Source organism: Nitratireductor sp. PBL-C9, from assembly GCF_050877045.1.
Classification (GTDB): domain Bacteria; phylum Pseudomonadota; class Alphaproteobacteria; order Rhizobiales; family Rhizobiaceae; genus Nitratireductor; species Nitratireductor aquimarinus.
Window position 1 is genome coordinate 40,628 of the sequence record NZ_JBPAXW010000010.1, and the last position, 26,062, is coordinate 66,689.

At 61.7% G+C, this 26,062-nt stretch carries 33 protein-coding genes; 15 read left to right on the forward strand and 18 right to left on the reverse strand.

Features of this window, described 5'->3' with window-relative positions:
• Nucleotides 1-5 precede the first annotated feature (5 nt).
• The 4 genes from ACRTG1_RS19850 to ACRTG1_RS19865 all read right to left on the reverse strand — a co-directional run bounded on the left by ACRTG1_RS19850 (nt 6) and on the right by ACRTG1_RS19865 (nt 1,273).
• On the reverse strand, nt 6-191 hold the full coding sequence (locus ACRTG1_RS19850; protein ID WP_432516937.1) for a hypothetical protein: 186 nt from the start codon (nt 189-191) through the stop codon (nt 6-8).
• A 133-nt stretch (nt 192-324) separates the two neighbouring features.
• A complete protein-coding gene (locus tag ACRTG1_RS19855; RefSeq protein WP_432516938.1) occupies nt 325-570 on the reverse strand; it encodes a hypothetical protein in 246 nt (81 codons plus the stop codon).
• Nucleotides 567-1,085, reverse strand: a complete 519-nt coding sequence (locus ACRTG1_RS19860; protein WP_432516940.1) for a hypothetical protein — start codon at nt 1,083-1,085, stop codon at nt 567-569. Before ACRTG1_RS19860 ends, ACRTG1_RS19855 begins: the two co-directional genes overlap by 4 nt.
• Complete coding sequence (locus tag ACRTG1_RS19865) at nt 1,082-1,273, reverse strand: helix-turn-helix domain-containing protein (RefSeq protein WP_432516941.1); 192 nt, start codon at nt 1,271-1,273, stop codon at nt 1,082-1,084. The genes ACRTG1_RS19860 and ACRTG1_RS19865 overlap by 4 nt, the downstream gene beginning before the upstream one ends.
• 148 nt (nt 1,274-1,421) lie before the next feature.
• On the opposite strand from ACRTG1_RS19865, the gene ACRTG1_RS19870 reads away from it, so the two are divergent.
• Both ACRTG1_RS19870 and ACRTG1_RS19875 read left to right on the forward strand, forming a co-directional pair.
• Complete coding sequence (locus tag ACRTG1_RS19870; protein WP_432516942.1) at nt 1,422-1,775, forward strand: Arc family DNA-binding protein; 354 nt, start codon at nt 1,422-1,424, stop codon at nt 1,773-1,775.
• Entirely contained in the window at nt 1,772-3,019 is a 1,248-nt protein-coding gene (locus ACRTG1_RS19875) for a tyrosine-type recombinase/integrase (RefSeq protein ID WP_432516943.1), read from the forward strand. The genes ACRTG1_RS19870 and ACRTG1_RS19875 overlap by 4 nt, the downstream gene beginning before the upstream one ends.
• A gap of 158 nt (nt 3,020-3,177) precedes the next feature.
• Here the strand turns inward: ACRTG1_RS19875 and ACRTG1_RS19880 are convergent, their stop codons facing one another.
• Both ACRTG1_RS19880 and ACRTG1_RS19885 read right to left on the reverse strand, forming a co-directional pair.
• Nucleotides 3,178-4,482 (reverse strand): NAD(P)/FAD-dependent oxidoreductase, encoded by a 1,305-nt coding sequence (locus ACRTG1_RS19880; protein ID WP_432516945.1) that lies wholly within the window; start codon nt 4,480-4,482, stop codon nt 3,178-3,180.
• Nucleotides 4,483-4,641: 159 nt separating this feature from the next.
• Nucleotides 4,642-5,223, reverse strand: coding sequence for a helix-turn-helix domain-containing protein (locus ACRTG1_RS19885; protein WP_224873555.1), 582 nt, complete (start codon nt 5,221-5,223; stop codon nt 4,642-4,644).
• A 192-nt stretch (nt 5,224-5,415) separates the two neighbouring features.
• Here ACRTG1_RS19885 and ACRTG1_RS19890 point away from each other — a divergent pair, with 192 nt between their 5' ends.
• The 4 genes from ACRTG1_RS19890 to ACRTG1_RS19905 all read left to right on the forward strand — a co-directional run bounded on the left by ACRTG1_RS19890 (nt 5,416) and on the right by ACRTG1_RS19905 (nt 9,806).
• Nucleotides 5,416-6,198 (forward strand): ABC transporter substrate-binding protein, encoded by a 783-nt coding sequence (locus ACRTG1_RS19890; protein WP_113153348.1) that lies wholly within the window; start codon nt 5,416-5,418, stop codon nt 6,196-6,198.
• Nucleotides 6,199-6,278: 80 nt separating this feature from the next.
• The gene (locus ACRTG1_RS19895; protein WP_206546067.1) at nt 6,279-6,932 is read left to right on the forward strand and encodes an amino acid ABC transporter permease; all 654 of its coding nucleotides are present in this window, start codon (nt 6,279-6,281) and stop codon (nt 6,930-6,932) included.
• On the forward strand, nt 6,929-7,663 hold the full coding sequence (locus tag ACRTG1_RS19900) for an amino acid ABC transporter ATP-binding protein (protein WP_206546066.1): 735 nt from the start codon (nt 6,929-6,931) through the stop codon (nt 7,661-7,663). The genes ACRTG1_RS19895 and ACRTG1_RS19900 overlap by 4 nt, the downstream gene beginning before the upstream one ends.
• Nucleotides 7,664-7,790: 127 nt before the next feature.
• The gene (locus ACRTG1_RS19905; protein ID WP_432516946.1) at nt 7,791-9,806 is read left to right on the forward strand and encodes a DUF4139 domain-containing protein; all 2,016 of its coding nucleotides are present in this window, start codon (nt 7,791-7,793) and stop codon (nt 9,804-9,806) included.
• A 47-nt stretch (nt 9,807-9,853) separates the two neighbouring features.
• Here the strand turns inward: ACRTG1_RS19905 and ACRTG1_RS19910 are convergent, their stop codons facing one another.
• Nucleotides 9,854-10,330 (reverse strand): MarR family winged helix-turn-helix transcriptional regulator, encoded by a 477-nt coding sequence (locus ACRTG1_RS19910; protein ID WP_113153351.1) that lies wholly within the window; start codon nt 10,328-10,330, stop codon nt 9,854-9,856.
• A 222-nt stretch (nt 10,331-10,552) separates the two neighbouring features.
• Between ACRTG1_RS19910 and ectA the strand changes: the two genes are divergently transcribed.
• From ectA to ACRTG1_RS19935, 5 genes are all read left to right on the forward strand, one after another.
• Nucleotides 10,553-11,155 carry a diaminobutyrate acetyltransferase gene (gene ectA / locus ACRTG1_RS19915; RefSeq protein ID WP_113153352.1) on the forward strand — a complete coding sequence of 201 codons (603 nt, stop codon included), beginning with the start codon at nt 10,553-10,555 and terminating at the stop codon, nt 11,153-11,155.
• Between the two features lie 78 nt (nt 11,156-11,233).
• Nucleotides 11,234-12,523, forward strand: a complete 1,290-nt coding sequence (gene ectB / locus ACRTG1_RS19920) for a diaminobutyrate--2-oxoglutarate transaminase (RefSeq protein WP_206548444.1) — start codon at nt 11,234-11,236, stop codon at nt 12,521-12,523.
• A gap of 5 nt (nt 12,524-12,528) precedes the next feature.
• Nucleotides 12,529-12,921: an ectoine synthase gene (locus ACRTG1_RS19925; RefSeq protein ID WP_113153354.1), complete on the forward strand. Its 393-nt coding sequence runs from the start codon at nt 12,529-12,531 to the stop codon at nt 12,919-12,921.
• 96 nt (nt 12,922-13,017) lie between these two features.
• Nucleotides 13,018-13,962 carry an ectoine hydroxylase gene (gene thpD, locus ACRTG1_RS19930; protein WP_432516947.1) on the forward strand — a complete coding sequence of 315 codons (945 nt, stop codon included), beginning with the start codon at nt 13,018-13,020 and terminating at the stop codon, nt 13,960-13,962.
• Between the two features lie 21 nt (nt 13,963-13,983).
• On the forward strand, nt 13,984-15,468 hold the full coding sequence (locus ACRTG1_RS19935; protein WP_206546063.1) for an aspartate kinase: 1,485 nt from the start codon (nt 13,984-13,986) through the stop codon (nt 15,466-15,468).
• Between the two features lie 46 nt (nt 15,469-15,514).
• On the opposite strand, the gene ACRTG1_RS19940 is transcribed toward ACRTG1_RS19935, so the two are convergent.
• The 4 genes from ACRTG1_RS19940 to ACRTG1_RS19955 form a co-directional block, all read right to left on the reverse strand.
• Nucleotides 15,515-15,808 carry a GNAT family N-acetyltransferase gene (locus ACRTG1_RS19940; protein ID WP_113153356.1) on the reverse strand — a complete coding sequence of 98 codons (294 nt, stop codon included), beginning with the start codon at nt 15,806-15,808 and terminating at the stop codon, nt 15,515-15,517.
• Nucleotides 15,805-16,437 carry an alpha/beta hydrolase gene (locus ACRTG1_RS19945; protein WP_206548448.1) on the reverse strand — a complete coding sequence of 211 codons (633 nt, stop codon included), beginning with the start codon at nt 16,435-16,437 and terminating at the stop codon, nt 15,805-15,807. Before ACRTG1_RS19945 ends, ACRTG1_RS19940 begins: the two co-directional genes overlap by 4 nt.
• Before the next feature lie 3 nt (nt 16,438-16,440).
• A complete protein-coding gene (locus ACRTG1_RS19950) occupies nt 16,441-17,373 on the reverse strand; it encodes a ring-cleaving dioxygenase (protein WP_432516949.1) in 933 nt (310 codons plus the stop codon).
• Between the two features lie 172 nt (nt 17,374-17,545).
• Nucleotides 17,546-18,622, reverse strand: a complete 1,077-nt coding sequence (locus ACRTG1_RS19955; RefSeq protein WP_206548449.1) for a PRC-barrel domain-containing protein — start codon at nt 18,620-18,622, stop codon at nt 17,546-17,548.
• A gap of 226 nt (nt 18,623-18,848) precedes the next feature.
• Here ACRTG1_RS19955 and ACRTG1_RS19960 point away from each other — a divergent pair, with 226 nt between their 5' ends.
• Nucleotides 18,849-19,775 (forward strand): diacylglycerol/lipid kinase family protein, encoded by a 927-nt coding sequence (locus tag ACRTG1_RS19960; protein ID WP_206548450.1) that lies wholly within the window; start codon nt 18,849-18,851, stop codon nt 19,773-19,775.
• Between the two features lie 90 nt (nt 19,776-19,865).
• Here ACRTG1_RS19960 and ACRTG1_RS19965 read toward each other — a convergent pair whose 3' ends face one another.
• The 4 genes from ACRTG1_RS19965 to ACRTG1_RS19980 form a co-directional block, all read right to left on the reverse strand.
• On the reverse strand, nt 19,866-20,375 hold the full coding sequence (locus tag ACRTG1_RS19965; protein ID WP_113153361.1) for a Dps family protein: 510 nt from the start codon (nt 20,373-20,375) through the stop codon (nt 19,866-19,868).
• A gap of 89 nt (nt 20,376-20,464) precedes the next feature.
• The gene (locus tag ACRTG1_RS19970; RefSeq protein WP_206546057.1) at nt 20,465-20,653 is read right to left on the reverse strand and encodes a hypothetical protein; all 189 of its coding nucleotides are present in this window, start codon (nt 20,651-20,653) and stop codon (nt 20,465-20,467) included.
• A 189-nt stretch (nt 20,654-20,842) separates the two neighbouring features.
• Entirely contained in the window at nt 20,843-21,289 is a 447-nt protein-coding gene (locus ACRTG1_RS19975; RefSeq protein ID WP_113153362.1) for a hypothetical protein, read from the reverse strand.
• A 9-nt stretch (nt 21,290-21,298) separates the two neighbouring features.
• On the reverse strand, nt 21,299-21,637 hold the full coding sequence (locus ACRTG1_RS19980) for a DUF883 family protein (protein ID WP_317090005.1): 339 nt from the start codon (nt 21,635-21,637) through the stop codon (nt 21,299-21,301).
• A 165-nt stretch (nt 21,638-21,802) separates the two neighbouring features.
• On the opposite strand from ACRTG1_RS19980, the gene ACRTG1_RS19985 reads away from it, so the two are divergent.
• The gene (locus tag ACRTG1_RS19985) at nt 21,803-22,951 is read left to right on the forward strand and encodes an AI-2E family transporter (protein ID WP_222474129.1); all 1,149 of its coding nucleotides are present in this window, start codon (nt 21,803-21,805) and stop codon (nt 22,949-22,951) included.
• Here ACRTG1_RS19985 and ACRTG1_RS19990 read toward each other — a convergent pair.
• A complete protein-coding gene (locus ACRTG1_RS19990; protein ID WP_113153365.1) occupies nt 22,881-23,630 on the reverse strand; it encodes a Crp/Fnr family transcriptional regulator in 750 nt (249 codons plus the stop codon). The genes ACRTG1_RS19985 and ACRTG1_RS19990 overlap by 71 nt on opposite strands.
• Before the next feature lie 154 nt (nt 23,631-23,784).
• Here ACRTG1_RS19990 and ACRTG1_RS19995 point away from each other — a divergent pair, with 154 nt between their 5' ends.
• Complete coding sequence (locus tag ACRTG1_RS19995; protein ID WP_224873412.1) at nt 23,785-24,174, forward strand: response regulator; 390 nt, start codon at nt 23,785-23,787, stop codon at nt 24,172-24,174.
• Nucleotides 24,175-24,238: 64 nt separating this feature from the next.
• Here the strand turns inward: ACRTG1_RS19995 and ACRTG1_RS20000 are convergent, their stop codons facing one another.
• Nucleotides 24,239-24,790 carry a sigma-70 family RNA polymerase sigma factor gene (locus tag ACRTG1_RS20000; protein ID WP_113153367.1) on the reverse strand — a complete coding sequence of 184 codons (552 nt, stop codon included), beginning with the start codon at nt 24,788-24,790 and terminating at the stop codon, nt 24,239-24,241.
• Nucleotides 24,791-24,795: 5 nt separating this feature from the next.
• On the reverse strand, nt 24,796-25,002 hold the full coding sequence (locus ACRTG1_RS20005) for a NepR family anti-sigma factor (protein WP_113153368.1): 207 nt from the start codon (nt 25,000-25,002) through the stop codon (nt 24,796-24,798).
• A 202-nt stretch (nt 25,003-25,204) separates the two neighbouring features.
• Here ACRTG1_RS20005 and ACRTG1_RS20010 point away from each other — a divergent pair, with 202 nt between their 5' ends.
• Nucleotides 25,205-25,999 carry a response regulator gene (locus ACRTG1_RS20010; protein WP_206994977.1) on the forward strand — a complete coding sequence of 265 codons (795 nt, stop codon included), beginning with the start codon at nt 25,205-25,207 and terminating at the stop codon, nt 25,997-25,999.
• Nucleotides 26,000-26,062: the final 63 nt, after the last annotated feature.

Genomic DNA, 26,062 nt, shown 5'->3' on the forward strand with positions numbered 1-26,062 from the left:
AGAACTCAAAGCGCCCTCCCACGGATCAGGCACGCCTGCGTAATCGCCTCGCAAGCTTCCTTGGCACTCAGCCCGAAGCGCGCCCGGAGAGCGGGAACAACGGGATGCGGCTTCATGTGATCAGGCGTCGTCGCCAGCCAGCGGGCGGCCTCTTGGACCGCCTCTTTGTGTTCGTGGTCGGTGCCGGTCATGCGCCCCTCCCTGCGATTTCGCGTGCAGAGCGCATCCGGGCGTCACATTGTTCGACATGCCACCGGTAAAGGGTGGAATGACGCCGTGCCCTCCGTGCGTGGAAGAGGGCCAGCAGGCTGTGAAGAAGACGCATCATGCACCTCCTCGCATATAAGCCCCTTGGACTTCCTCCCAGACCCGTTTGACCTCCTCGGCCTTCTCCAGCATCAGGCGGACCGCATAGAGACCGGTATCCGCCTGTCGCGCGGTAAGCGTGACCTGGTTGGAGACGCGGTGCCCCTCCAGAAGGCCGTGAATGATCTCTAGGGTGACATGCGCCATGTCGACGACATCGAAGACAGGGCATTCCAGATCGGCGTGGGTGGTGTTGGCGCTCATGCCGCTGCCCTCCCGATATTGCTGGAGCGGAACGCAACGCCGTGATTACGCGCGACTAGGCTGGCAGCCAGCGCGCTGAAATCGGCGAGATCATCCGTGAGCCAGACGTTCAGCTTGAGAAGTAGCCATGCGCGATGCTCATCCATATGGGGATCGACAGGATCGGACGCGGTCGCGATCTTCCGAACCTCATCGAACAGCACATCGAAGAACTCCACGACCTTGAAGACCACCTCCCCGGCGGGGTTGAGGCCATTGTCATCGTTGCGATATCTCGGCTCATTGCCGATGCCGAGCAGCGCCTCGCGCCCTACGAAAAGCGCATCGGTTACATGGTGGAGGTGCTTTGCAGTCAGGGCCGACAGCTCGGCCCTACTCAAGGTGACAGTTGCGGCAGCGCCTGTGGACGTGCTATCGGTCTTCCCGTTCATATCTGATCCTTTGGTGTGGTGAGGGTTAGAACCACGGCTCGGAGAGGTTGCCGCCTCTGCCGGGCCTTTTTGTTTCTGGGTCATGCTGCGTCATCCTCCATGAAGAAGGCGATCAGCTTGCTGCGGCTGACGACGTAGCGCTCACCGATTTGCTTCACCATCGGCAGCTTGCCGCCTGCGATCATGTGATAGGTCTGCTGGTAGGAGCGGCCGATAATGTCGGCGATCGCCTGCACGCCCCAGACCAGATCTAGTTCCTTCGCTTCGCTCATTTTAAGTTTCCCTAAACCATGTTTGTCGTTGCTGCTTGCACGAATGATATCCAATGGACATCATTGATCATCCTTATATCCATTGGATATTATTGACGCAAGATCGAAAATATCCAAAGGACATCGCAAATGTGGAGAAGTGAGATAGATGGCCGAAAACAGGAGCAAGTCAGACGGGTTTATGCTCCGCTTTCCAGACGGCATGCGGGGGCGTATCAAGGCTGCCGCTGAGGCGAACAACCGGTCGATGAACGCGGAGATTATCGCTACTCTAGAGGAGGCTTACCCAGAGAACGAATTTGATCTTGCTGCGCTCCTTTCAAAGTTGTCTGCAGTTTTGCATGATGATGTAAGTGAAGAAGAACGTCGGCGGGCTGTTGAGCACGCAAATGCCGAACTTAAGGCAAGCCAAGCGGGCTGGCGGCTTGAAGTCTCTACTCGCAACGGTCAGAAGCAACTTACGTTCGAGGCCATTCTCGATGATGAAGCTTCTCTTCCATGAGCATCCGAAAGCGCACATGGGTCAACGGCAAGGGCGAAGAGAAAACCGCCTGGGTCGTTGACTATGTGGACACCAAGGGCAAGCGCCGGCTGAAGACCTTCAAGCTGAAGAAGGAGGCCGACCAGTTCGCGAGTACCGCTTCGGTTGAGGTGCGCGAAGGCACCCACGTCGCCGAGCGCGACACTGTAACGGTCGAGAAGGCTGGTGAACTGTGGATCAAAAGCGCATCACGCAGGGTCGAGCGCGGCACGCTGGTGCAGTACCGGCAGCATCTTGATTTACATATCGTCCCCTTCATCGGAGAGAGCCTGCTCTCCCGCCTGACCGTTCCGGCCGTACGCGATTTTGAGGACAACTTGCTTGACGCAGGGCGCTCGCCCTCGATGGTGCGCAAGGTGCTCGTCAGTCTTGGATCGCTGCTCGCAGACGCACAGGAGCGAGGATTAGTTATTCGCAATGCGGTTAGAGAGAAGAGCCGCGCGAGGCACAAAGGGCGTGACAGGCGTCACGAACGCCGTCAGCGGGGCAAGGTACAAGTGGGGAGAGACATTCCCACGAGAGAAGAGATCAAAGCCATCATTGGCGCGCTGCATGGGCGTTGGCGCCCTATGCTGCTGACCGCCATCTTTACCGGCCTCAGAGCTTCGGAGCTTCGCGGCCTGCGCTGGCAGGATGTCGATTTCGATCAGGGGGAAATTCAAGTTCACCAGCGGGCCGACAAATTCAACAGCATCGGCAGGCCGAAGTCAGAAGCTGGCGAGCGAAGAGTGCCTATCCCGCCGCTGGTGGCGAACACACTCAGGGAATGGCGTTTGGCCTGCCCACGGCCCAAGACAGCCCAGAGGGACCAAGACGGCAATGCCATCATGGAGGAAATCGCACCGCATCAGCTGGTGTTCCCGAACGGCCAGGGGAAGGTCGAGGCGCTGTCCAATATTGTGAAGCGAGGGTTCCTGCCAGCACAGGTCGCAGCAGGTGTTTCGCTCCCGACTGAGGAAATCGGCAAGGATGGGAAACCCATCATGAAAGGCAAGTACACCGGCCTGCATTCCCTCCGCCATTTCTATGCGTCTTGGTGCATCAACCGGAAAGAGGACGGCGGCTTGGGATTACCGCCGAAGATGGTGCAGGAACGCCTTGGCCATTCATCGATCACACTGACGATGGACACCTACGGACATCTGTTCCCCCGAGCGGACGATGCAACGGAGTTGGCCTCTGCCGAAGCCAGCCTGCTCGGATAACCCCAGAATCAACGCAACATGGACGCAACATGAAGATCTCAAACCCTTTTAACAAAAGGATTAGAGGAAGCTTCCTAATCTGAGGGTCACAGGTTCGAATCCTGTCGGGATCGCCAGCTCTCCCTTGCACTGAACCCGCGTTTTCCGGCGACACCCTTTTAGCGGCCCAGCCCGTCGCGCAGCCGCGCCCAGGCAACGGCCGCCGCGACCGCATAGCGGCGCATGAAGTAGAAGGGGATGGGCTTTACCTGCGTCACGGGGAAATCAAGCTCCGCCTCCGGCACGCCGCGCGCGGCGTCCGCGATCACCTTACCCAGCGCCGTTGCCATCGCCACACCGCGCCCATTGAAACCGCAGGCCGCCCAGACATTGTCGTCCATGCGCAGAAGCTGCGGGTAATGGCTCACGGTCATGGCGACGTAACCACCCCAGTGATGCACCCAGCGCGCCTCCGCCAGCTGGGGGTAGAGCCTGACGCTCGCCTTGCGCAGCACCTCGAACTGATGCTCCGTTCCGCCCTGCGAATAGTCACCGCGTCCGCCCATCACGAAGGAGTCGCCCGGACCTTTGCGGAAATAATGAAGGAGCCGCCGCGTGTCGGAAGCCGAATGCCCCTGCGGGAAGATCGAACCGGCAATCTCCGCCGGCAGCGGCTCTGTCGCCACCTGGATGGAGCGGATCGGCACCACCGTCCGGCCAATCGCGCCGGAAAACCCATCGGCATAGCCATTGGTGCAGACGAGAACCTTGCCGGCACGCACCTGCCCCTTTGCGGTGTGAATGCGCACACCGCCGCCTTCATGCTCCCAGCGCTCCGCGCGGCTGTGGCCGTGGATGCGCGCACCGGCGCGCGCCGCAGCCTCGGCCAGACCAAGCGCATAATTCAGCGGATGCAGATTGCCGCCGCGCTGATCGAGCATGCCGCCAAGATAGGCGTCGGTTCCAAGAAGTGCAGCGGTTTCCTCGCGGTCGAGCATGCGCATGGCGGCATCGCGCCGCCGCCACTGGTCGAAGCGCTTGCGCACGGTGGTGCGGGCTGCCTCGCTGTGGATCGGCTGGATCCAGCCGGCGCGCGATGCACCGCAATCAATGCCCAGACGCTCGATCAGGTCGAAGACGAAATATCCTGCATTGCCAGACAGCCGCACCATGCGCCCGCCCAGTTCGGAACCGAAGCGCCGCTCGATCTCATCGGGGTCTTCCTTGAGGCCCGGAACAACCTGTCCGCCATTGCGGCCCGATGCGCCCCAACCGGGCGTCTCGGCCTCCAGAAGACAGACGCTCACCCCCGCCTCCGCCAGATGGAGCGCTGCGGAAAGCCCGGCAAACCCGCCGCCGATCACAGCCACATCGCATTCCTGCTCGCCGACAAGCGCCGGATAGTCTTGCGACGGATTTGCCGTCGCATTCCAGAGCGAGCGTGAAATGAAACCCTGTTCGTTGGCGATCACGGCTTCGGTCATGAACTTCCCCTCCTCAACCTTTCCGCAGCATCTCGCGAAAACCGCCGCTGCATCATTAATCTGGATTACCCATGTGCATCCGGACGGACGCCTGGCGATCCAGAGCGCTTTTGCGCAATTCCGGACGGAAAACCGGTTTCCACTTTTCCTGGAATTGCTCTAGTAAACCGCTGGCGTGACGATCCAGAACGCTTCGGTTTCCTCCTGCCCCTCACACCAGAACCGGATCAATGCGCTTGCCGGAAAGGCGAAGCTGTCGCCCGGCTTCAGAAGCACGGTGCGGCCGTCAATCTCCAGTCCCAGCGTTCCGTTCAGCACCGTTCCGCATTTGGCGCCCGTCTCGTGGCAATAGGGCGTGTCCCCCGTCGAACCGCCCGGCTGGATGATCAGCCGCATCATCTGGATGCCGGTGATGTCGTCCGGCGTCATCAATTCCTTGCGCATGCCCTTTGCGCCAAGATCGAGCACACGGCGCTGGTGCGCGCGCACGACATACCGCTCCTGCGGATTGCCACCCGGATCGAACAGCCAGCTGACGGGCATTTCGAGCGCATTGCAGATCGCGCTCAGGGAATGCACCGAGGGCATGGTGAGGCCGCGCTCGATCTGACTGAGAAGCCCGATGGAGACATCGGCGCGTCCGGCCACGACCTGCAGGGAGAGACCACGCACCTTGCGCCTTTGCCGCAAACGAGCGCCGATCGCATCGCTGCTCCATTCGGTCGTTTCCGCTCCGCCCACGGGCTTCTCCCCTGTTTGCTTATCGTCTGAAACTCTCGACTGAGCCGCTGCGCGATCTCCGACTTTATCGATCATGCCGTTGACAAGCCTCCGTTTCTTCAAGCATCATGAAATAATGATCCAAAAATTTCAATCCGAGAGTAAAAAAATAACGACTGCCCTCGGATTGGCGCTTCAGGAGAGGAGAGTAGCATGAGCTTGAATGGCTTTTTCACCAACCGTCGCGGCCTTATCGGTCTGGGCGCGGCCGCCCTTATCGCGGCATCGGCAGCATGGGCGCCGGCCAGCGCAGAAACCCCGACCTACAAGGTGGGCTCGACCCCGACGGGCGTTCCCTTCACCTTTCTCGACGTGAAATCCAACAAGATCTCGGGCGTGATGGTCGACATCATCACCGCCATCGGTGAGGAGGAAGGTTTCACGCCGGATGTGAAGGCAACCCAGTGGTCGGCGCTGATCCCGTCGCTGACCAGCGACAAGATCGACATCATCGCCGCCGCGATGTACGCGACCGAGGAACGCGCCAAGGTCGTCGATTTCACCGACACGGTCTATTCCTACGGCGAGGGCCTGTTCGTCTCCAAGGATGACGAAACCGAATACAAGACCCCGCAGGATCTTGAAGGCAAGACGGTCGGCGTGCAGGTCGGCACCGCCTATATCGAACCGATGAAGGCGCTTGGCGTCTTCAAGGAAGTGAAGATCTACGACAGCATCCCCGACATCATGCGCGACGTGCAGCTCGGCCGCATCGATGCGGGCTTCGGCGACCGGCCCATCGTCGCCTACCAGCTCTCGCAGGGGGCTGCGAATGTGCGGCTGGTGAAGAGCTACGACTCCACCATCACCGGCGATGTGGCGATGTCGGTGAAACCGGGCAATGACGAACTGCGCGCCTCGCTCAATGAGGGGCTCAAGAAGATCAAGGCTTCGGGCAAGCTCGACGAGATCCTCACCAAATGGGGCCTGAACTGATTTCAGGGCAATTGATCTGAACGGCGCGGGAGTTCGTCTCCCGCGCCATCCGTTTCTTCGAACATTACGCAGGAAATACCATGTCCGAGGCTCTCTCACGTGCCGCTGACTATCTGCCAGTCCTGATGGAAGGTGTCTGGGTCACCATTGCGGTCACCGTTCTGTCCCTGCTCGTCAGCACGGTTCTGGGGCTCTTCTGGGCCATTCTGGGCTGGACCAAGGTGCGCGCATTCCAGATGATCAGCCGGACCTTCATCACGGTCATTCGCGGCATTCCGATCATCGTCCAGCTTTTCTACATCTATTTCGTGATGCCCGATATCGGCATCAACCTGACGGCCTTTCAGGCCGGCGTGATCGGCATGGGCATCGCCTATTCCGCCTATCAGGCAGAGAATTTCCGGGCCGGCATCGAAGCCATCGACCGGGGGCAGATCGAGGCCGCCCAGTCCATCGGTATGAGCGACAATCTGATCATGCGCCGCGTGATCCTTCCGCAGGCCTTCCGCATCGCCCTGCCGCCCTATGGCAACACGATGATCATGATGCTGAAGGACAGCTCGCTGGTGTCGACGATCACCGTGGCCGAACTGACCCGTCAGGGCCAGCTCATCGCCTCGTCCACCTTCGACAACATGACTGTCTTTACGCTGGTTGCGCTCATGTATCTGGTGATGGCGCTGCCCCTCACCTACCTCGCCCGCCAGCTTGAGAAGAGGTACAAAAACGCATGATTGAGGTCAGGGACATCCACAAGAGCTACGGCCCGGTCGAGGTCATTCGCGGCATCAGCTTCGATGTCGAGCCGGGTGAAGTCGTCTGCATCATCGGTCCGTCGGGTTCTGGCAAATCCACCATCCTGCGCTGCCTCAACGGGCTGGAGACCTACCAGAAAGGCGAAATCCGGATCGACGGGCAACGCGTCGACCCCGAGGACAAATCCATCAAGGCGATCCGCCAGCGGGTCTCCATGGTGTTTCAGCGCTTCAATCTCTTCCCCCACCGCACGGCCATCGAGAACGTGATGGAAGGGCCGGTCTACGTGAAGGGCATGTCCCGCGCGGAAGCCCGCGAGATGGCCGCCGGCTACCTGAAGAAGGTCGGCCTCGAAGACAAGATGGAGAGCTATCCCGGCAATCTTTCGGGCGGACAGCAGCAGCGCGTGGCCATTGCCCGGGCGCTCGCCATGCAGCCCGAGGCGATCCTGTTCGATGAACCGACATCGGCGCTCGACCCCGAACTGGTGGGCGACGTGCTCAGCGTGATGCGCCAGGTGGCCGAGGAAGGCATGACGATGGTTGTCGTCACCCATGAGATGGGCTTCGCCCGCGAGGTGGCGGACCGGGTGCTGTTCCTCGAGGGCGGCGTGATCGTCGAACAGGGCTCTGCGGAAGAGGTGCTGCGCAATCCGCAGGAGCCGCGTACCCAGAGCTTCCTCAAGCGGGTGCTCAATCCGCTGATCTGACGACAGCTATCCTGAGCGGATGGGAGACATTTTTCCCATCCGCGCCACGATCCGATCCATTTGCGTTGCTATCGAGATCTCGTTTTGAGACCTTCCCTGACAAAATCAGGCAGCGTGGAGACGGACCGTGACATCGAAGAAACCCCAGAATGTGACCCGCGAGATCGCACGCGCCGCCCTGTTCGGCGCGTGTTTCGCCTTTGCATCAGCCGCTCAACCGGCCTTTGCCGAGGTGGCTGACAGCGGGCGAATCGAAGCGATCACGCTCTCCTCCGGCGGTCTGGCCGAGATCCGGCGCACGGCCCGGATTGATGGCAACGGCACGCTGCGCATCGAAATCCCGCTCGACCAGGTGGACGATTTTCTGAAAAGTCTCGTGGTCCGTGACCCGTCGGGCACAATCGATGCGGTGACGCTGGACGGTCTCTCCCCCGTCGAGGAAACATTCCGTCGCCTGCCCTTCAACGCCAGCGAAATGGGCTCCGTGCCGGCGCTGGCAGCCGCGCTTCAGGGCGTTGCCGTGCGCGCCACATCCGGCGGGCGCACGGTGGAAGGCATGATCCTGGGCGTCGACACGCAACAGGCCGGCAGCGAAACAGCACCACGCACCGAGCGCGTTCTCTCTGTCATGACGGATGCCGGCACGGTGGAGATGCTGAAGCTTGGCACAGACACCGAGCTCGACATTCGCGACGAGGCGATGCGCGAGAAGCTGCGCCAGGCCGCAAAGGTGAGCGGGCGCGGGCGCACCGACACGATCCGCTCCGTGGCAATCGACCTGACAGGAACCGGCGCGCGCGACATCACGCTTTCCTATGTGGTGCCCGCACCGGTCTGGAAATCCGCCTATCGGCTTGTTTCAGGCGAAGGTGAAAAGGCGCGCCTGCAGGCCTGGGCGGTGATCGAAAACGCCACTGGCGAGGACTGGAGAGGCATCGGCCTGACGCTCTCGTCCGGCGCACCCGTGACGCTCGCGCAGCGCCTGCACCAGCGTTACTGGAACGAGCGACCGGAGATCCCCGTCGCCGTGGGCAACGCCGCGCCACCCCGCCCGGACGATGCCAGCGCCATCGAAATGTCCGAGATGGACGCAATGCCGCTGCGCAAGCGCGCCTTTGGCGCAGCACCCGCGCCGGCCATGATGGCCGACATGGCAATGCCCATGCCTTCGGAACCGACCGACCGCAGCCTGCCGCGCGAGGGCGAAACCAGCGCCACCTATCGCCTGCCGAACGCCATCGATCTTGCCGCGGGGAAAAGCCTCTCCGTGCCCTTCGTGGATGCGGAAATCCGCGCCGAGCGCGTCTCGCTCTTCCAGCCGGAGGGCCGCAGCATCCACCCCGTTGCAGCCGTGTTCCTGAGCAACGATACGGAAGCGAGCCTGCCGCCCGGCATTGTTACCGTCTACGACACGGCGAGCGGCTATGTGGGCGATGCGCAGCTCACGGGCATTCCTGCCGGTGAAAGCCGCATGGCGAGCTTTGCCAGCGACCGCAAGGTCGAGATCGCAACGGAGACCAATCCGGACGAACGCGTGAGCGAGGTCTCCATCGTCGATGGCACGCTGCACACGACCACCGTATCGCGGATCACCACCAGCTATGCGATCAAGGGCGCACCGGACGCGCCGCGTACGATCCTGATCGAGCACCCGCGCCGCGACGGCTGGAAGATGGCCTCGACCGCCCTCGACAGCGCCACGCCGTCGCATTATCGCCTGCGCGCCAAGGTGGACGCCGGCGGCAAGGCCAGCGTGAAAGCCGTGATGGAACGCAGCCGCACGGAGAGTTTTGCCCTGTTCGACGCCAGCGCAGACGCCGTCTATGTCTGGGCGGGAACGGCAGCCGACACGACGACGACAGAGCGGCTGAGAACGCTTGCAGCCATGAAGCGTGAGGCCGCAACGGCGGAGCGCAAGGTGGAGAACATCCAGCGCGAGCTGGAGCGCACGAACGGCGATCAGGCCCGCATCCGCGACAATCTCGGCTCGGTTCCCGGCGAAAGCGCGCTCGGCCAGCGCTACATGCGCATGCTGGAAGAGCAGGAAAACCGCATCGCCGGGCTTTCCGACAGGAGAAGCGACGCGGAAGCAGAGCTCCAGCGCCTTGAAAAAGACATGCGGGATTTCATCGCCAAGCTTTAGAGCATCTTAGGGTCAGGGCCTGGGATGAGGGGCCGTGCAGGATCGCGCTATTTGCGATCCACCGCCCCGACATCCAGCAGCGGCGCGGCATCCAGCGCGCCGGCGTTGAGCATTGCGCCGACGCGTTCCAGCGCGGCAACGATCATGCCCTGCTCCCAGTCGGGCAGGGCCTGAAACTGCTCGGAAAAAGTCTTCTGGAGCGGGTCGGGCGCGGCTGAAAGAAGAGCCTTGCCCTCCTCCGTCGGCGCAACCCAAACGACGCGCTTGTCGCGCTCGCTGCGCGTGCGCGTCACCAGCTTGCGGGCCTCCAGCTTGTCCACCAGCGATGTGGCGGTGGCCTGCCCGACACCGGCCTTGCCGGCAATGTCCTTGGGCGTGGCGCGACCGGCGGCCACGACGATTTCAAGAACGATGAGCTGCGGCGTGGTCAGCCCCGTGGCGCGCGCCAGCGTGCGCGCGTTCAGCTCGGTTGCGCGCAGGATGCGCCGCAGCGCGATCAGGCTTGTTTCCGTACGGTCTTCCATGCCGCCATTCCCCAAAAAACGCGGTGGCCACTCGGCGATTCTCTGTCGCCCTCCCCATCAGCACATGGATAGCAGAGAAAATATAATTTGATTAGCGAATAAAACTTCGCTGCAAATTCCCATGTAATTCAATTATTTGCAGATCACACGGAACCATTTTTGATTCCGGCGGTTGAAATATCCTTCGATAGTCATAATATCCGGCGCGCTATGAGGAGACCAATGGCCATCACTGACATCAAGCTTGTACGCAAGCGATCGCCCGAAATTGTCTATCGTCCGCCTGCCAAGGAAGACGGCGCGGATGTGTGGCGGCTCATCCAGTCCTGCGAGCCGCTCGACGAGAATTCCCTCTACTGCAACCTTTTGCAGTGCGACCATTTCGGCGACACATGCATCGCCGCCGAAAGAACCAGCGACGGAGCGCTGGTTGGCTGGGTATCCGGCTATCTGCTGCCTGACGAAGACAACACTCTGTTCGTCTGGCAGGTCGCCGTGGACCAGAGCGTCCAGGGTCAGGGCGTCGGCAAGAAGCTGCTCGCCGCGCTGCTCCAGCGCGATGCCTGCGAGAATGTGCGGGCGCTGAAAACCACGATCACCTCCGACAACAAGGCGAGCTGGGGACTTTTCAACTCGCTTGCGCGCTCCCGGGGCGGCGAACTCAGCCATGAGCCCTACTTCCGCAAGGATGCGCATTTCGACGGCAAACACGCCACCGAACATATGGTGACGATTGCATTCGCAGACGACGCGTCTGCGGGCATGCGCGGAAACTGGGTTTCCCTGCGCAACGCCGACGAGGCCCGGAGCGACGATGCCGCCTGATGGCGGCATCACAATCTGCCTCCCCCGATTCGCCCCTTGCTAATTCGCACGACCGAACAAAAATCCGAAGGAAAACAGATGACGACCGTTACGACGGACGACAAGCAGATTTTCACGCGACGCGAATCCGAAGCGCGCAGCTATTGCCGCAGCTTCCCCAGCGTGTTCGCCAAGGCCCAGGGCGCGACCCTGACCGACGCCGAAGGGCGCGACTACATCGATTTTCTGGCCGGCTGTTCGACCCTGAACTACGGCCACAACGACCCGGACATGAAGGCCGCGCTGATCGAGCATATCGAGCGCGATGGCGTGACCCACGGGCTCGACATGCACACCGACGCCAAGGCCGACTTTCTGAAAGCCTTCGAGCGCATCATCCTGCGTCCGCGCGACATGGACCACCGCGTCATGTTCACCGGCCCGACCGGCGCGAACGCCATTGAGGCGGCGCTGAAGATCGCCCGCAAGGCGACCGGCCGCCAGAACGTGATCTCTTTCACCAACGGCTTCCATGGCGTCACGCTCGGCGCGCTGGCAGCAACCGGCAATGGCTACCATCGCGGTGGTGCCGGCGTGCCGCTGAACCACGTCACGCGCATCCCCTATGACGGTGCGATGGGCGGCGACATCGACACGGCGGATCTTCTGAACCGCATGCTCTCGGAACCCTCCAGCGGCGTCGACAAGCCGGCGGCCATCATGTTCGAGACCGTGCAGGGCGAAGGCGGGCTGAACGCCGCGTCGCGCGAATGGGTGCGTCGCGTCAGCGAGATCGCCAGGGCGCATGGCGCGCTGCTCATCATCGATGACATTCAGGCGGGCTGCGGCCGCACCGGCCACTTCTTCTCCTTCGAGGAGATGGGCATCTCGCCGGACATCGTCACCATGGCGAAGTCGCTGTCGGGTTATGGCCTGCCCTTCGCAGCGCTGCTCGTGAAGCCGAAATACGACGTGTTCGGCCCGGCCGAACACAACGGCACGTTCCGCGGCAACAACCACGCTTTCGTCACCGCGCGCGTTGCGCTGGAGAAGTTCTGGGCAGACGACGCGTTCCGCGCCACCATCGCCGAGCGCAGCGCCTATCTGGAAAAGCGCCTTAACGAGATCGCAGCGCTCCTGCCGGACGCCCGTGTGAAGGGCCGCGGCATGATGATGGGCGTCGATGTGGGCTCGGGCGAAACGGCAAGCGACATCTGCAAGCGATGTTTCCGTGACGGCCTCATCATCGAGACCTCCGGCGCCTATGACGAGGTCGTGAAGATCCTCTGCCCGCTCACCATCGAGCAGGACACATTTGCGCGCGGACTGGACATCCTCCAGTCTGCCGTCGCTGAGACAACTCAGAATACGAAAATTGCAGCGGAGTAACGAACATGATCGTGCGCGACCTTAACGAAGCGAAGAACACCGAACGTCACGTCCATTCGGAAGGCTGGGACAGTGTCCGCCTTCTCCTGAAGTCGGATGAGATGGGTTTCTCCTTCCACATCACGACCATCCATGCCGGCGCTGACCTGACCATGCATTACAAGAACCATCTTGAGTGCGTCTATTGCGTCGACGGCACCGGCTCGATCAAGGATCTGGCCACCGGCGAAACGCATCAGATCAAGCCCGGCGTCATGTATGCGCTCGACAAGCACGACAAGCACATTCTGCGCGCCGACGCCGACAAGCCAATGATCATGGCCTGCGTCTTCAACCCGCCGGTCACCGGCAATGAAGTGCACCAGGCTGACGGCTCTTACGCGCTGGAGGACGCCTGATCCAATACGGACGAAGCGCCGCGCCCGCTCATGAGGCGCGGCGCTTCGCACGCTGCATCCGCCGGCGAAAACCCTGAAAACAGAAGGAGACCGACCATGACAGCGATGTCAAAGGAACGTGACCCGAAGGGCGAGCGACGACAGGATCCCTATCCAAGCAGGCTGCCGAAAGAGCATTGGCTGCCGCGCCAGGACAGAACCGTATGGAGCCAGTGGCGACCCGACGCGCCGCTCACCGCACAGCAGGCCGACCAGTTCGACCGTGACGGCTTTCTTGTTCTGAAGGACCTCTTCACGCCGCAGGAAGTGGAGGCGCTGAAAGCCGAATCCGCAGCCCTGCGCGGTGGCGAGCGCGCGCTGATGGATGACAGCGTCATTACCGAACCCGGCTCCAGCGAAGTGCGCACCATCTTCAAGCTTCCGGAGCAGAGCCCTCTTTTTCACCGTCTCGCCAGCGACCGCCGCATTGCCGGCACTGCGCGCTTTCTTCTCGGTGACGAGGTCTATATTCACCAGTCGCGCCTGAACTACAAACCGGGTTTCACCGGCAAGGAATTCTACTGGCATTCGGATTTCGAGACCTGGCACGCGGAAGACGGCATGCCGCGCATGCGCGCCGTGTCCGCCTCGCTTCTCCTGACCGACAACGACGCCCTCAACGGCCCGCTCATGCTGATGCCGGGCTCGCACAGACATTTCATCGCCTGCGCCGGCGAAACGCCCGAAGACAACCACAAATCCTCGCTGAAAAAGCAGGAAGTGGGCGTCCCTTCGCATGAGGCGCTGACCAGCCTCGCCAGGGAACATGGCGTAACCGCAGCCACCGGCAAGGCCGGCACGCTGGTTCTGTTCGATTGCAACACGATGCATGGCTCCAACGGCAACATCACGCCGTTTGCCCGCTCCAACGCGTTCTTCGTGTTCAACGCCATGTCGAACCGGCTGCAACGGCCCTTCGGAGCCGGCAAGGCGCGACCAGACTTCCTCGCCGACCGTGGCGAACCCAACCCCGTGGCCATTCAGACCGGGAAACTGGCGTAAGCCAAAGAAACATTGGACATCATGACTGACCGACAAAACGAGGGTGCGGCCGATAACGGCCGTACCAACCAGCAACCGCTTGGCGACCACACCGTAGAGAAGATCGGCGGCACCTCCATGAGCCGTGCCCGCGAACTGCTCGACACGATCCTTATCGGCAAACGCCGCGAGGACGCGCTCTACAACCGCGTGTTCGTGGTGTCCGCCTTCGGCGGCATCACCGACAAGCTGCTGGAGCACAAGAAGTCGGGCGAGCCCGGCGTCTACGCGCTGTTCTCCCACGCCGACAATGAGCATGGCTGGATGGAGGCGCTTAGCGCGGTGAGCCGCGCCATGTACGCCATCAACGAGAAGATGTTCGACGAGGCCGCCGACCGCCACGCATCCGACGACTTCGTGCGCGAGCGCATCGAGGGCGCACGCGGCTGCCTGATCGACCTGCAGCGCCTCTGCTCCTACGGGCACTTCCAGCTCGGCGAGCACATGCAGACGATCCGCGAGCTTCTGTCCGCCCTTGGCGAGGCGCACTCGGCCAACAATCTGGCCCTGCTTCTGCGCCGCGAAGGCGTCAATGCGCGCTTCATCGACCTGACCGGCTGGCGCGACGAAACACAGCCAAGCCTCAATGAGCGCATCGAGCAGGCTTTCGACGAAATCGACCTGACGCGCGAACTGCCCATCGTCACCGGCTACGCCCAGTGCCGCGAGGGCCTGATGCGCGAGTTCGACCGGGGCTATTCGGAAGTGACATTCGCCACAATCGCCGCGCTGACCAGCGCGCGTGAGGCGATCATTCACAAGGAATTCCACCTTTCGAGCGCCGACCCGCGCCTTGTCGGCACGGAGAATGTGCGCAAGATCGGCCGCACCAATTATGACGTCGCCGACCAGCTCTCCAATATGGGCATGGAAGCGATCCACCCGAAGGCCGCGAAGAAGCTGCGCCAGGCCGGCGTGCCGCTGCGCGTCGCAAACGCCTTCGAGCCGGAGGATCCCGGCACGCTGATCGACGCGGAACCGGCCACCGCCGCCGGCGTCGAGATGGTCACCGGCCTGCCCGTCACCTCGCTCGAACTGTTCGAGCAGGACATGGTGGGCGTGAAGGGATACGACGCGGCGATCCTCGAATCGCTGACGCGCCACAAGGTGCGCATCGTGTCGAAAAGCTCGAACGCCAATTCCATCGTGCACCATCTGGAAGCGACGCTGAAATCGGTTCGTCGCGTCGAGCGCGATCTTGCCGAGCGTTATCCGGCCGCCCGCATCACGGCGCGCCGCGCTGGCATGGTGTCCGTGATCGGCCGCGACCTGACCGGGCTTGGCGTTATGCTGGAGGGCCTCAAGGCGCTGGATGAAACGGGCGTCGAACCACTCGCCTCGCAGGAGACGGGACGCGGTGTGGATGTGCAGTTCCTCGTGCGCAGTGAAGACCTGGAAAAAGCCGTCAAGACGCTGCACCGGGCCTTCATCGAAGAGGGGGAGGAGACGTTGAAGGCAGCGGCCTGAGCGTCGCTTCCTTCAACGTCACCCAAGCCCGCCTGCCCCAACCACTTCAGCGGGCCAGAACGTCGCTCCATTCGGGATGCCGGCGAAACTGGGCCGCGGCAAAGGGGCAGAGCGGTCTCACCTTCACGCCATTGCGGCGCGCGTCCTCAACGGCGCGCGTCACCAGCGCGAGCCCCACACCCTGCCCGCGAAAAGCGTCGGGAACGCCGGTGTGATCGATGATGATCTGGCTCGTTCCGACCTTCGAAAAGGTCATCTCGGCCTCATGGCCTTCCGCACGATAGACATAGCGTCCCTTGCTGCCTTCTTCCTCCAGCATGATCGGCCCGATGTCGCTCATGCCTCATCCTTTCCACGCGCGAGGAACGGCGCAAGAAACCGACCTGCCGCCGTGACTTCGCCGGGCCGCAACTCGTGCCCGCCCGTGTGCCATTCGATCTGCGTGTCAGCGCCAGCCGCCTCCAGATAGCTCAACAGGCGCGCCGTGAGCTTTTCCGGGCAGATGGGATCATGCCGCCCGGCGGTAACGAGAAAACGCGTCATCACCGCGCCCTCGCCCCAGTCGGGCTCGAAGGGGATGAGCGGATGCATGAGCACCGCCGCATCGAAAAGCTGCGGTGCAGCGAAAGCGACCGACGCCAGAATGTTTGCGCCATTGGAATAACCGAGCCCCAGAACGGCGCTCGGCTTTTCGCGCTCCACATGGGCCGCCACGAAATCCCGCATGCGTCCGGTGGCGCGGGCGAGGTCGTCCATGTCGTAGACGCCCTCGCCGGTGCGGCGAAAGAAGCGCGCCGCGCCCTGTTCGTTCACATCGCCACGCGGCGACACCAGACCGGCGCCGGGCGCCAGCTCCGCACCCAGCTGCAGGAGCTGACGCTCGTCACCGCCTGTTCCATGAAACAGGAACAGGAGCGGCTTGCCCGGCCCCACAGAGGCCAGGTGATGCACGTAATTGTCGACTGCCATCGATCAGCCTCCGATTTCCGGCAATGCCTTTTCGAGCTGTGCGCGCAGATGCGCATGCTGTTTCGGCAGTTTCAGCGCCTCGCCCAGATGCGCCATGTCCTCATCATTGTCGAAGCCCGGCACATTGGTCGCGATCTCGAACAGGACGCCGCCCGGCGCACGGAAATAGATCGAATGAAAATAGTCGCGGTCGATCACCGGCGTGACCCGGAAGCCCTCGGCCTCCAGCGCCGCGCGCACGGCAAGCTCGGCCGGATCGTCTGCGACGGCAAAGGCAATGTGATGCACGGAGCCCGCGCCCTGTCGCGCCACCGGCGCATCGGGGCTGGTTTCCAGATCGATCAGATCCGCACCATTGCCGCCCTCGCGCTTCATGCGCAGGATGCCGCCATCTTCGGCAACCGGCGTGTAGCCCATCAGCGACAGAAGCGCCTTCGAGCCGCCGTTATCGCGCAGGACGAGCGATGCCGAGTGAAAACCGCGGATCGCGACATCCGCGTCAATGCCCGCACCGTCCCATGGCGCGCGCGCATCATCCTTCGTCTCCACCAGGGCGAAGCCATCGCCATCGATGCCGTCGAAGCGCAGGCGCGTTTCGCCGAAGCGGGTTTCGCGCGCAACGCCGGTGACATTGTGCTCATCGAAACGTTTCGTCCAGTAATCGAGACTGCCCTCGGGCACGGCGTAGACGGTTGTTCCCACCTCGCCAGCGCCGCGGCTGCCCGCCACGATGTTGGGGAACGGGAAATAGGTCATCACGGTGCCCGGCGCGCCAACGCCATTGGCGTAATAGAGATGATAGACATCCGGCGCGTCGAAATTGACCGTCTTCTTGACGCGGCGCAGGCCGAGCGTTCCGGTGATGAAGCGGTCGGTTTCTTGCGCAACCCGCGCCATGGATGTGATGTGGTGAATGCCTTCGATCTGGGTAAGCATGACAAATCCCTTTTTGAGTTTGCCGCAACGTCTCCACGGCTGAGTGTAGCACCAAGATGGCGATGCGTGAGTGTCCATGAAAGCGATGACGGGAAGACGCATTGTCAACGCTGCATAAACAAAGAGCCCCGCGCTTGGCGCGGGGCTCCTTTATCGATGCGGTACGCGCAGATTACTGAACCTGCATCCGCATATCGTCACGCTGCTCGCCATAGACCGCCTCGTCATAGGCCGGCTGCTGCTCGAGCTCTTCCTGCGTGAACTCGGTGTAGAGATAGAACGAGCCGCTGCCGTCGGTCATGAAGGCGAGATTGTCCATGCCAATGGCAACCTCTTTCTCGCCAATGCCCAGGAAGCCGCCGACATCGACGATGATGGCGTCGACCTGACCGTCCTGCGTGACGATCACGTCACCGATCTCGCCAATGTTCTCCTCATTCGCGCCGTAGACCGTGGTGCCGGTCAGCTGCTCCGTGCTGATCTGGTCGGTCGGCATCTCGTCAAGGCTCGAACGGTCGATGGCCGAGGTCATCGTGTCGTCGGTCATCGGCGCTTCAGCGTCCGGAGCCTGTGCGGTCTCGTCCATACCGGCGGCCGGGGCTTCCGTGCCTGCCATCTGGTCGTCAGAGCCGGAAGCATCCGGGGCGGGGGCAGCGGCCATGCCGTCGCCGCTCGCCGCATCGCCCATGGCATCTGTAGTCGTGTCGGACGCCGGAGCCATGGCGGTTTCGCCAGCGCCTTCCTCGCTCTCGACCGGCGCATTGGCCAGATCATCCTTGGAGGCAGGCTTGGTCATCGACACATCGGCGTCTGCCGGCATCGGACGATAGGCCGAACGGTCAAACTCTTCCTGCGCCTTCAGAGCGTCGGCGCTGGTTTCGATCACCAGCCAGCGGTCGCCATCCTGCTCGGCCCACTCGGCCATCTCATATTCGAGCGCAACTTCCTTCTGGCCAATGCCCAGGAAGCCGCCAACGCCGACAACCAGCGTAGTGACGTCGCCATTCTCATCGAGAACCAGATCGGTCACCTTGCCGATGTTCTCGGCATCTTCGCCGGCGCCGTTATAGACCGACTTGCCGATCAGATCGGTGGCCAGATGGCCATCGGCGCGCACCACCATTTCAGTGGGCTGCTCGGTGGGGGCCGCAGCCGGTGCGCCGGTTGCGGGGGCCGTGGATGTCTGAGCGACCGCACCGGTCGCGACAAGCGTTGCAATTGCAGTGGTCGCCAAAAGGTTGCGGAACATGATAAGCTCTCCGTGTGCAGTGTTTCTGTACAGGCCGCGCTCCGAACCGAACTTGCCAGGGAGGATCGGTGCGTGGCCGTTTGCACCCTTAAAACGCGCCGCCCTCATTCTTGTTCCGCGTTTTTCCGAACGCATTGCCAAACTTTGCCCGGGAACCTTTCGACCAGCCGCTCCTTAACGGTCGAGCACAACACAATCGCGCAGCAAAACCTCAGGGAACCCTCCAATGCATGTTCTGGCTGTCCTAAACTGCAATGGGGGAACCCTCCGCAGCCTTGATACCGAAGCGCTGGCGCGCGAGATGAAGGGCATCTTCGAGGCGGCTGGCCATACCATGGACATCAGCCTTTGCAGGGGCGACGAACTCGTCGCAACCATGGAAGATGCCGCGCGCGACGAGACGGCGGACATCATTCTGGCCGGCGGCGGTGATGGCACCATCTCGCTGGCGGCGGGCCTGCTTGCCCATTCCGACAAGGCGCTCGCCATTCTTCCCGCAGGCACGATGAACCTCTTTGCGCGCAGCCTCGCCATACCGCAGGATCTGCGCATGGCGATGGAAGCGCTCGCCCATGGCGACATCAAAAATGTCGACATCGCCGATGCCGACGGACACTATTTCGTGCATCAACTTTCCATCGGCATGCATCCGAAACTGATCCGGCTGCGCGAACGGATGACCTTTCGCTCGCGGATCGGCAAGATATTTGCCTCGGTGCGCGCCGCGATGGCGACGATGATCCGCCCGCCCAAACTGGACGTGGAGCTGGAGCTCTCGGAAACGAAAGTCCGCACCACCACGTCAAACCTGGCGATCACCAACAATCTCTATGCAGAAGGCCAGCGCCTTCCCTTCACCGACCAGCCCGATGGCGGGCAGCTGGGCGTCTACATCACCCATGCCCGCACCCGCAGCGAACTGATCCTCTGGCTTCTGAACATGGGGATCGGTCGCTGGCGGCAGAACGAACAGATGGAAATTCACGAGGCGACGGAAGTGACCGTGCGCATCTGCTCGCGAAGGCGACGCTTCAAATGCGCCATCGATGGCGAGTTGCGGCCTTTGCAGCGCGAGACCCGCATCAGGCTGCATCCGGGCGCGCTCCGCGTGGTGATGCCCCGGCCGGCCGACCAGAGCCTTTGGCCCTTCTAGGCGCAATTCCAGAAACATACAGGCGCAGAACGACAAAAGCCCCGGCTAATCTGGCCGGGGCTTTTTTTGATGCCGCGCGTTTCTCACACGTTAGTCGGCGATGATCGAGCGCAGCATCCACAGCGCCTTCTCGTGGAAGGTCAGGCGCTCGGTCAGCATGTCGGCGGTGACCATGTCACCCTTTTCATCTGCGGCAGCGCCGATGTCGCGCATCTTGCGAACGGCTTCCTCATGGTCCTCAACCAGATCCTGCACCATCTCAAGGGCCGAGCGGCCCGAGGCGCGAAGCTCGATGGACGTGTCGACACCCTTGCCCGCCAGAATGGGCGCGTGATGGCCCAGCGCACGAACCCGCTCGGCGATGATGTCCGTTGCTTCAAACAGGGCGTTGTACTGCTCCTCGGTCAGAACATGGATCGAATGGAACAGCGGGCCGACGACATTCCAGTGATAGATGTGGGTCTTGATCAGGAGCCTGTAGGTGTCGACGAGGATCTCCGAAAGCCCTGCGGCAATTTCCCTGCGGTCCGCATCGGAAATGCCAATGTCCATCTTGTCGGCATGGGTCTTGGGTTTGAGAACTTCAGCTGCATCGCTCATTGGTCTCTCCTTTGATTGAGTATCTTGAATACGGGAATCTCATGAAGCCGGTGAAACAAGCTGGTGAAACAATTGCGCGGTAAGCCGCTTCATCCAGTCGGCCCGTCTTCGGCGGCGGGCAACTCTATGGCCTGTTCTTCATCGAGCATCAGGCCATAGACCTCGACACCCCACCAGACGACAGCTGCCAGCAGAAGACCGAACACCAGAACCATGAGAACCGGGAAGCCGCGCCGTCCCTGGCGCGCCTCCTGAGAAGTCGTCTTGTTTTCAGGCATGATCACTGCTCCTGTCTTCTTCCCTCGACCAATGCCGTGGCCGAGGGAGAGTTCCATTGCAGTGCAAAAAAGTGAGCCGGATTGGCCGGCTCAAACCTGGCTGGAGCGGCTTATCGTTTCGTGGAAACGCTGCCCCACGCCAACCGCCTTTGGTCCGCATTCCTGCGGACGTCAGGTGTTCCCACCCGACTAACCGGCGTCGCCATCCGGATCGCCACCGCTGTTCTCGCGGTAGATTGCGTAGCCAACGGCCACGAGCACGGGAAGGGCGAGCGCACCGAACTTGCCGGTGCGCGAGAGGAGCGAGGGAAGCAGCGTCAGTGCCGCCGTTCCAGCCAGAACGCCCGCATCGGAAACGCGGCGCTCACGCGCGCGGCGCTGTTCGGCACGGGTCCAGATCCTGAGGCTGACAAGGACGACAAGCGCCATGGCCACGAAACCAAGGCCGAAGCCAAGCGCGGCCTCGAGCGTACCCCATTCGTCCGCAGCGGCAATGAACCCCGCCAGAACGAGAAAGCCAATGCCGAACAGACCCAGAAACGCGGCGAGCGCATAGAACATGGATGCGACCCGCGCGCGCTTGAGCGAGGCCGACACTTCTCCGGTCGCAACGGAGGCAAGCAGTCTTGCCAGCATCACAGCGGCCTAGCGGCGCGTGGCGAGAGCCAGCAGGAAGCCGGCTCCAACGGCCAGCGCCAGCGAGGTGAACGGGCGCTCGCGAACGGTGCGGGCCAGCTCTTTCTCCAGTTCCTGCGAGCTGTCCTTCACGCTGTTGAAGGCTGCCTCGCCCTGGCCGCGCAGCTGCTCGAAGCGCTCGCCGGCCGCCTTGCGCGCCGCTTCGCCCGACTGGCCACCCATGTCCTTGAGATGGCTAATCAGTTGAGCCATGTCGGAGCGCAGCTGCTGGATGTCCTTTTCCAGATCGCCGGTGGTCACTTCGTCGTTTTTCTCGGTGCGTGCGGATTTCGCTGCCGTGGTTGCCATCTCAGCATTCTCCAATGTTTCAGTTCCAAGCCAACGCCAAACAATATGTGAAGTTCCATTTAGCACGGAACCAATTACCCGGCGGTCTATTTTCTAATGAAACATTTCTGGAAAAGTTGCATGGATCAATCACAAAGCAGCCCGGGGGGCAAACGCTCCCACATTATGACACTGGAAACCGCACTCACCGCGAGCGCGCAGACTTCGGTCATCCTTCTGGGGCTCATCGCCTTTGTCGTGATGCTGCATTACGGGCGCTTTCTGCTTGCTCCCATGACCCTTGCCATCTTCATCGGCCTGATGCTCGGCCCCATCGCAACGCGGCTTGAGCGCATGGGCGTCTGGCCTTCGATTTCTGCTGTCGCGGTGGTGCTGATCTTCATTGCGCTGGTGGGGGGCTTTCTCGTCGCCATCGCCACCCCCCTGACCGCATGGGCCGACCGGCTGCCGCAGATCTGGAGCCAGTTGCAGCTTCAGCTCTCCAGCCTCCGGCAGCCGCTCGACACGATCAAGGGGCTGCAGGAGCAGATCCGTTCAGTGACCGGCGGTTCCAGCGTGACGGTGTCGGTGGAAGAAGGCTCCACGGTCGAAAGCGTTGCCGTGCTTGCGCCATCGCTTCTGGCGCAGCTGCTCATCTTCTTCGCCAGCCTCTATTTTTTCGTGGCGACGCGCCATGAAACCCGCGCGACGATCCTGCGCCTGTGCTTTGGCCGGCGTCTGCGCTGGCGCGTGGCGCACATCTTCCGCGACGTGGAGAATGCGGTGTCCGACTATCTCCTGTCGATCACCATCATCAATATCGGGCTGGGCGTCGCCGTCACCGTGGCGATGTGGCTTCTGGGCGTTCCCTCCCCCGCGCTCTGGGGCGCAATGGCGACCCTGCTCAACTTCGTGATCTATATCGGCCCGGCAGTGATGGCCATCATTCTGCTGGGCGTCGGACTTGCGACCTTCGACACGCTGACAGCAAGTTTCCTGCCGCCGCTCATCTATCTGGCCGTCAACGCCACGGAAGCCCAGTTCGTGACGCCGACCGTCATTGGCCGGCGAATGACGCTCAACCCGTTCATCGTGTTTCTGTCGATCGCATTCTGGCTTTGGATGTGGGGGCCGATCGGAGGCTTCATCGCCATTCCCGTACTCCTGACGATTTACGCCATGGCCGGCAACATCATCCCCGGCATCGAACCGCCGACACCCGCCAAGGCCCATCGCCACAGGGCGAAGGCGATACCGCCAACGCCTATAGAAAAGGCCGCTTCCCCCCTGAGCCGGGAGTCCAGCCCGCCAGTTCGGCCAAGGCCTCCTGATTGAGGATCTTGCAGCCGCCATCCTCCCATTTCAGGTGATTGCGGCTGGCAAGGCGGGCGATCGTCTTGTTGGTGTGCACCAGAGAAATGCCCAACGTGTCGGCCACGTGCTGCTGGGTCAGGGCAAGCGTCCCGTTCCTCGAGAGCCCGCTTTGCCGCGCGCGGTCCAGAATGAAGACAAGCAGATAGGCGACTTTCTCCAGCGCCGTTCGCCGGCCAACGGTCAGGAGATGGTCGTCGAGCATGCATTCCTCACGCGAAGCGATCCAGGTGATGTCGTAGGCGAGTTCGGGAAACTTCTTGTAGAGCGAAAACAGCTCGGCCTTCTCGAACACGCATAAGGACATCTGCGAGAGCGCCTCGACCGAGTGCTTCATCTCGCCCATCAGACTGCCCTGCAGCCCGACGAGATCGCCCGGCATCACATAATTGACGATCTGGCGACGTCCGTCTTCCAGGAGCTTGTAGCGAAAGCCCCAGCCGGAAAGTACCGTATAGAGATGCGGATTGTGCGCGCCTTCCACTAAAACGGTCGCCCCCTTCTTCACCGCCAGATCGCCCTTCTTGAAACGACCGACGAACTCCAGTTCATCCCCCTCGAAATCGCGAAAGACCTCGCGCTTTCTCAAGGGACATTGCTGGCAGGGCAGACTCTTGTGGGTGAATTCCTGTTCTTTTGTCACTGACTGGCCCCCGGTTCATTGCTGAATAGGAAAGCCGCATCCAGTGCGAGCGGTTCCCGCAAATCGTACAGACACGTCTTTTTTTAATGACAATCTACACGGGTAATGAGATGGCAAAGAGTAACGAATTCTCTGGCGTCGGAAGGATGTCTGCTTGAAGAAACCTCTGGAGGGCGCCCGCGTCCTGCTCGTCGAAGACGAAGCCATGATCGCAATGAGCCTCGAAGAACTGTGCAAGGAGCACGGCGCAACGGACGTGTTCACTGTCGGCACCTTCGATGACCTGGGACCCGACGTTCTGGAAAGCCGGGGAATTTCGACAGCGATCCTCGACATCAAGCTGTCCGACAACTGGACAGACGAGTTCGCCCGCCTGCTTCAGGCGCGGCGCATCCCCTTCATCTTCGCCACCGGCTACGCCTCAAGCCACCAGGTGTTCGAGGCGTTCGGTGGTATCAGGATCGTTGAAAAGCCTTACAGGGACAGCGACCTTATAGACGCGCTGTCCCAGGCGATTGTCGGCTCAAGCGCCGGGAAGGACTGAGAGCGGTCAGACCAGATTGCCCTATGTGCGCCCCAAGGGACGCACGGCAATCCTGGCTCAGGACCTAGGCGATGAAGGCCGTATTGGTGATCTGGGTCGAGATGGCATCTGGCCCGAAATCGCCCTCACCTGAAATCTCGAGGATTTCCTGCAGGCGCGTTCTGGCGCGGCTCACGCGGCTCTTGATCGTGCCGACCGCGCAATCGCAGATCTCCGCCGCTTCCTCATAGGAAAAGCCGGACGCGCCGATCAGGATGATCGCTTCACGCTGGTCTTCGGGCAATTGCTCGAGAGCGCGCCGGAAGTCCTTCAGATCGACCGAACCCTCCTGCGCCGGGTGCACCGACAGACGTCCGGTGATCGCACCGTCCGCGTCTTCGACCTCGCGCTTGCGCTTGCGCATCTGCGAGTAGAACTCGTTGCGAAGGATGGTGAAGAGCCAAGCTTTCAGATTGGTGCCCGGCTGATAGCTGTTCTGTTTGTCCCACGCCTTGACCAGCGATTCCTGCACGAGATCGTCCGCCCGGTCCGCACTTTTTGAAAGCGAAACGGCGAAGGCGCGCAGGCTTGGCACAGCGGCCAGTAGATCGTCACGAAAGCCCGGATAAACACTCATATATATCAGTCCTTGTTTCCGGCCGTTTCAGCGCCGCTTTTCTGCTCAAGCTGGTTGAGAAGGTCGCTGAACCGATCCGGAATATCTTCCGTTACCAGGTCGTCGTAATATTGCCTGAGCTTGCGTCCGATCTCTGAGTTTGCGCCGAGCGGGTCTTCATCCTTGCCGCGCCGGGTCAAGCTTCCTCGGGTGTTTGGTTTGCCGTAATTCATGCCCTGTCTTTTTCCATCAAATCTGGTCTCCCAATGACCCGAAACCGTCCGCATCGCCCGGGCCACAACTGTCTCGTCTGCTTTCAAACGCCATTGAGCGGAATTCGTTCCCTCCGACGGGAACATTTTCGCATATGGGGCGTTTCACCCGTCACAAATGCACTAATTCTCATTGCCATGTCTTGAGGGAGACTTGAAATCCATGACCCTGTCAGCGCGTATCGCTCCGCACCTTCCTTACCTGCGGCGCTTTTCCCGGGCCGTTTCCGGCTCCCAGTCCAGCGGTGACGCACTGGTGGCTGCGACGCTTGAAGCGTTGATCGCCGATACGAGCATCTTTCCCGAGGCATCGACCGACAAGATCGCCCTCTTCAGGCTCTTCACATCGCTGTTTGAAACGCTGGACGTTCCGGTCCCCGAAGGCACGCCGAGCTCGGCATGGGAAAAGCGGGCCATGAGCAACCTTTCTTCGCTCGCGCCCCGTCCGCGTCAGGCCTTCCTGCTGGTGGCCGTAGAGAATTTCCGGCCGGAAGAGGCTGCGGAAATTCTCGAGACGGATATGAAAGGCATCAACACGATGCTGCGCGAAGCCAGCGAGGAGATTTCCCGTCAGGTGGCGACAGACATCCTCATCATCGAGGACGAACCCCTGATCGCCATGGACATCGAGGAAATGGTCGAAAGCCTCGGGCATCGCGTGGTCGGCACGGCCCGCACCCACAAGCAGGCGGTCGAAATGTTTGCCAAGACGCAGCCGAAAATGGTGCTGGCCGACATTCAGCTTGCCGATGGCAGTTCAGGCCTTGATGCGGTGAACGAGATCCTCGACACGGCCACCGTGCCGGTCATCTTCATCACCGCCTTCCCCGAGCGGCTTCTGACGGGCGAGCGCCCGGAACCGACTTTCCTTGTGACCAAGCCGTTCAGCCCGGAAATGGTCAAGGCGCTCATCAGCCAGGCGCTCTTCTTCGATCAGCAGGCGCACGCGGCGGCCTGACAGGCCCCCGCTTCTTCACGCGTTTCTCAAAAAAGCCGCCTCCGGGCGGCTTTTCTTTTGCCC

Bases quoted from the DNA above. Each gene is read 5' to 3' on its own strand.
- ACRTG1_RS19865 (WP_432516941.1), bottom strand. From the start codon at position 1,273: ATGAGCGAAGCGAAGGAACTAGATCTGGTCTGGGGCGTGCAGGCGATC.
- ACRTG1_RS19875 (WP_432516943.1), top strand. From the start codon at position 1,772: ATGAGCATCCGAAAGCGCACATGGGTCAACGGCAAGGGCGAAGAGAAA.
- ACRTG1_RS20000 (WP_113153367.1), bottom strand. From the start codon at position 24,790: ATGAGTGTTTATCCGGGCTTTCGTGACGATCTACTGGCCGCTGTGCCA.
- ACRTG1_RS20010 (WP_206994977.1), top strand. From the start codon at position 25,205: ATGACCCTGTCAGCGCGTATCGCTCCGCACCTTCCTTACCTGCGGCGC.
- ACRTG1_RS19970 (WP_206546057.1), bottom strand. From the start codon at position 20,653: ATGCCTGAAAACAAGACGACTTCTCAGGAGGCGCGCCAGGGACGGCGC.
- ACRTG1_RS19855 (WP_432516938.1), bottom strand. From the start codon at position 570: ATGAGCGCCAACACCACCCACGCCGATCTGGAATGCCCTGTCTTCGAT.
- ACRTG1_RS19935 (WP_206546063.1), top strand. From the start codon at position 13,984: ATGACTGACCGACAAAACGAGGGTGCGGCCGATAACGGCCGTACCAAC.
- ACRTG1_RS20005 (WP_113153368.1), bottom strand. From the start codon at position 25,002: ATGAATTACGGCAAACCAAACACCCGAGGAAGCTTGACCCGGCGCGGC.
- ACRTG1_RS19890 (WP_113153348.1), top strand. From the start codon at position 5,416: ATGAGCTTGAATGGCTTTTTCACCAACCGTCGCGGCCTTATCGGTCTG.
- ACRTG1_RS19910 (WP_113153351.1), bottom strand. From the start codon at position 10,330: ATGGAAGACCGTACGGAAACAAGCCTGATCGCGCTGCGGCGCATCCTG.
- ACRTG1_RS19900 (WP_206546066.1), top strand. From the start codon at position 6,929: ATGATTGAGGTCAGGGACATCCACAAGAGCTACGGCCCGGTCGAGGTC.
- ectA (WP_113153352.1), top strand. From the start codon at position 10,553: ATGGCCATCACTGACATCAAGCTTGTACGCAAGCGATCGCCCGAAATT.
- ACRTG1_RS19965 (WP_113153361.1), bottom strand. From the start codon at position 20,375: ATGAGCGATGCAGCTGAAGTTCTCAAACCCAAGACCCATGCCGACAAG.
- ACRTG1_RS19895 (WP_206546067.1), top strand. From the start codon at position 6,279: ATGTCCGAGGCTCTCTCACGTGCCGCTGACTATCTGCCAGTCCTGATG.
- ACRTG1_RS19975 (WP_113153362.1), bottom strand. From the start codon at position 21,289: ATGCTGGCAAGACTGCTTGCCTCCGTTGCGACCGGAGAAGTGTCGGCC.
- ACRTG1_RS19985 (WP_222474129.1), top strand. From the start codon at position 21,803: ATGACACTGGAAACCGCACTCACCGCGAGCGCGCAGACTTCGGTCATC.
- ACRTG1_RS19960 (WP_206548450.1), top strand. From the start codon at position 18,849: ATGCATGTTCTGGCTGTCCTAAACTGCAATGGGGGAACCCTCCGCAGC.
- ACRTG1_RS19945 (WP_206548448.1), bottom strand. From the start codon at position 16,437: ATGGCAGTCGACAATTACGTGCATCACCTGGCCTCTGTGGGGCCGGGC.
- ACRTG1_RS19925 (WP_113153354.1), top strand. From the start codon at position 12,529: ATGATCGTGCGCGACCTTAACGAAGCGAAGAACACCGAACGTCACGTC.
- ACRTG1_RS19850 (WP_432516937.1), bottom strand. From the start codon at position 191: ATGACCGGCACCGACCACGAACACAAAGAGGCGGTCCAAGAGGCCGCC.
- ACRTG1_RS19940 (WP_113153356.1), bottom strand. From the start codon at position 15,808: ATGAGCGACATCGGGCCGATCATGCTGGAGGAAGAAGGCAGCAAGGGA.
- thpD (WP_432516947.1), top strand. From the start codon at position 13,018: ATGACAGCGATGTCAAAGGAACGTGACCCGAAGGGCGAGCGACGACAG.
- ACRTG1_RS19955 (WP_206548449.1), bottom strand. From the start codon at position 18,622: ATGTTCCGCAACCTTTTGGCGACCACTGCAATTGCAACGCTTGTCGCG.
- ACRTG1_RS19950 (WP_432516949.1), bottom strand. From the start codon at position 17,373: ATGCTTACCCAGATCGAAGGCATTCACCACATCACATCCATGGCGCGG.
- ACRTG1_RS19980 (WP_317090005.1), bottom strand. From the start codon at position 21,637: ATGGCAACCACGGCAGCGAAATCCGCACGCACCGAGAAAAACGACGAA.
- ACRTG1_RS19860 (WP_432516940.1), bottom strand. From the start codon at position 1,085: ATGACCCAGAAACAAAAAGGCCCGGCAGAGGCGGCAACCTCTCCGAGC.
- ACRTG1_RS19880 (WP_432516945.1), bottom strand. From the start codon at position 4,482: ATGACCGAAGCCGTGATCGCCAACGAACAGGGTTTCATTTCACGCTCG.
- ACRTG1_RS19870 (WP_432516942.1), top strand. From the start codon at position 1,422: ATGGCCGAAAACAGGAGCAAGTCAGACGGGTTTATGCTCCGCTTTCCA.
- ectB (WP_206548444.1), top strand. From the start codon at position 11,234: ATGACGACCGTTACGACGGACGACAAGCAGATTTTCACGCGACGCGAA.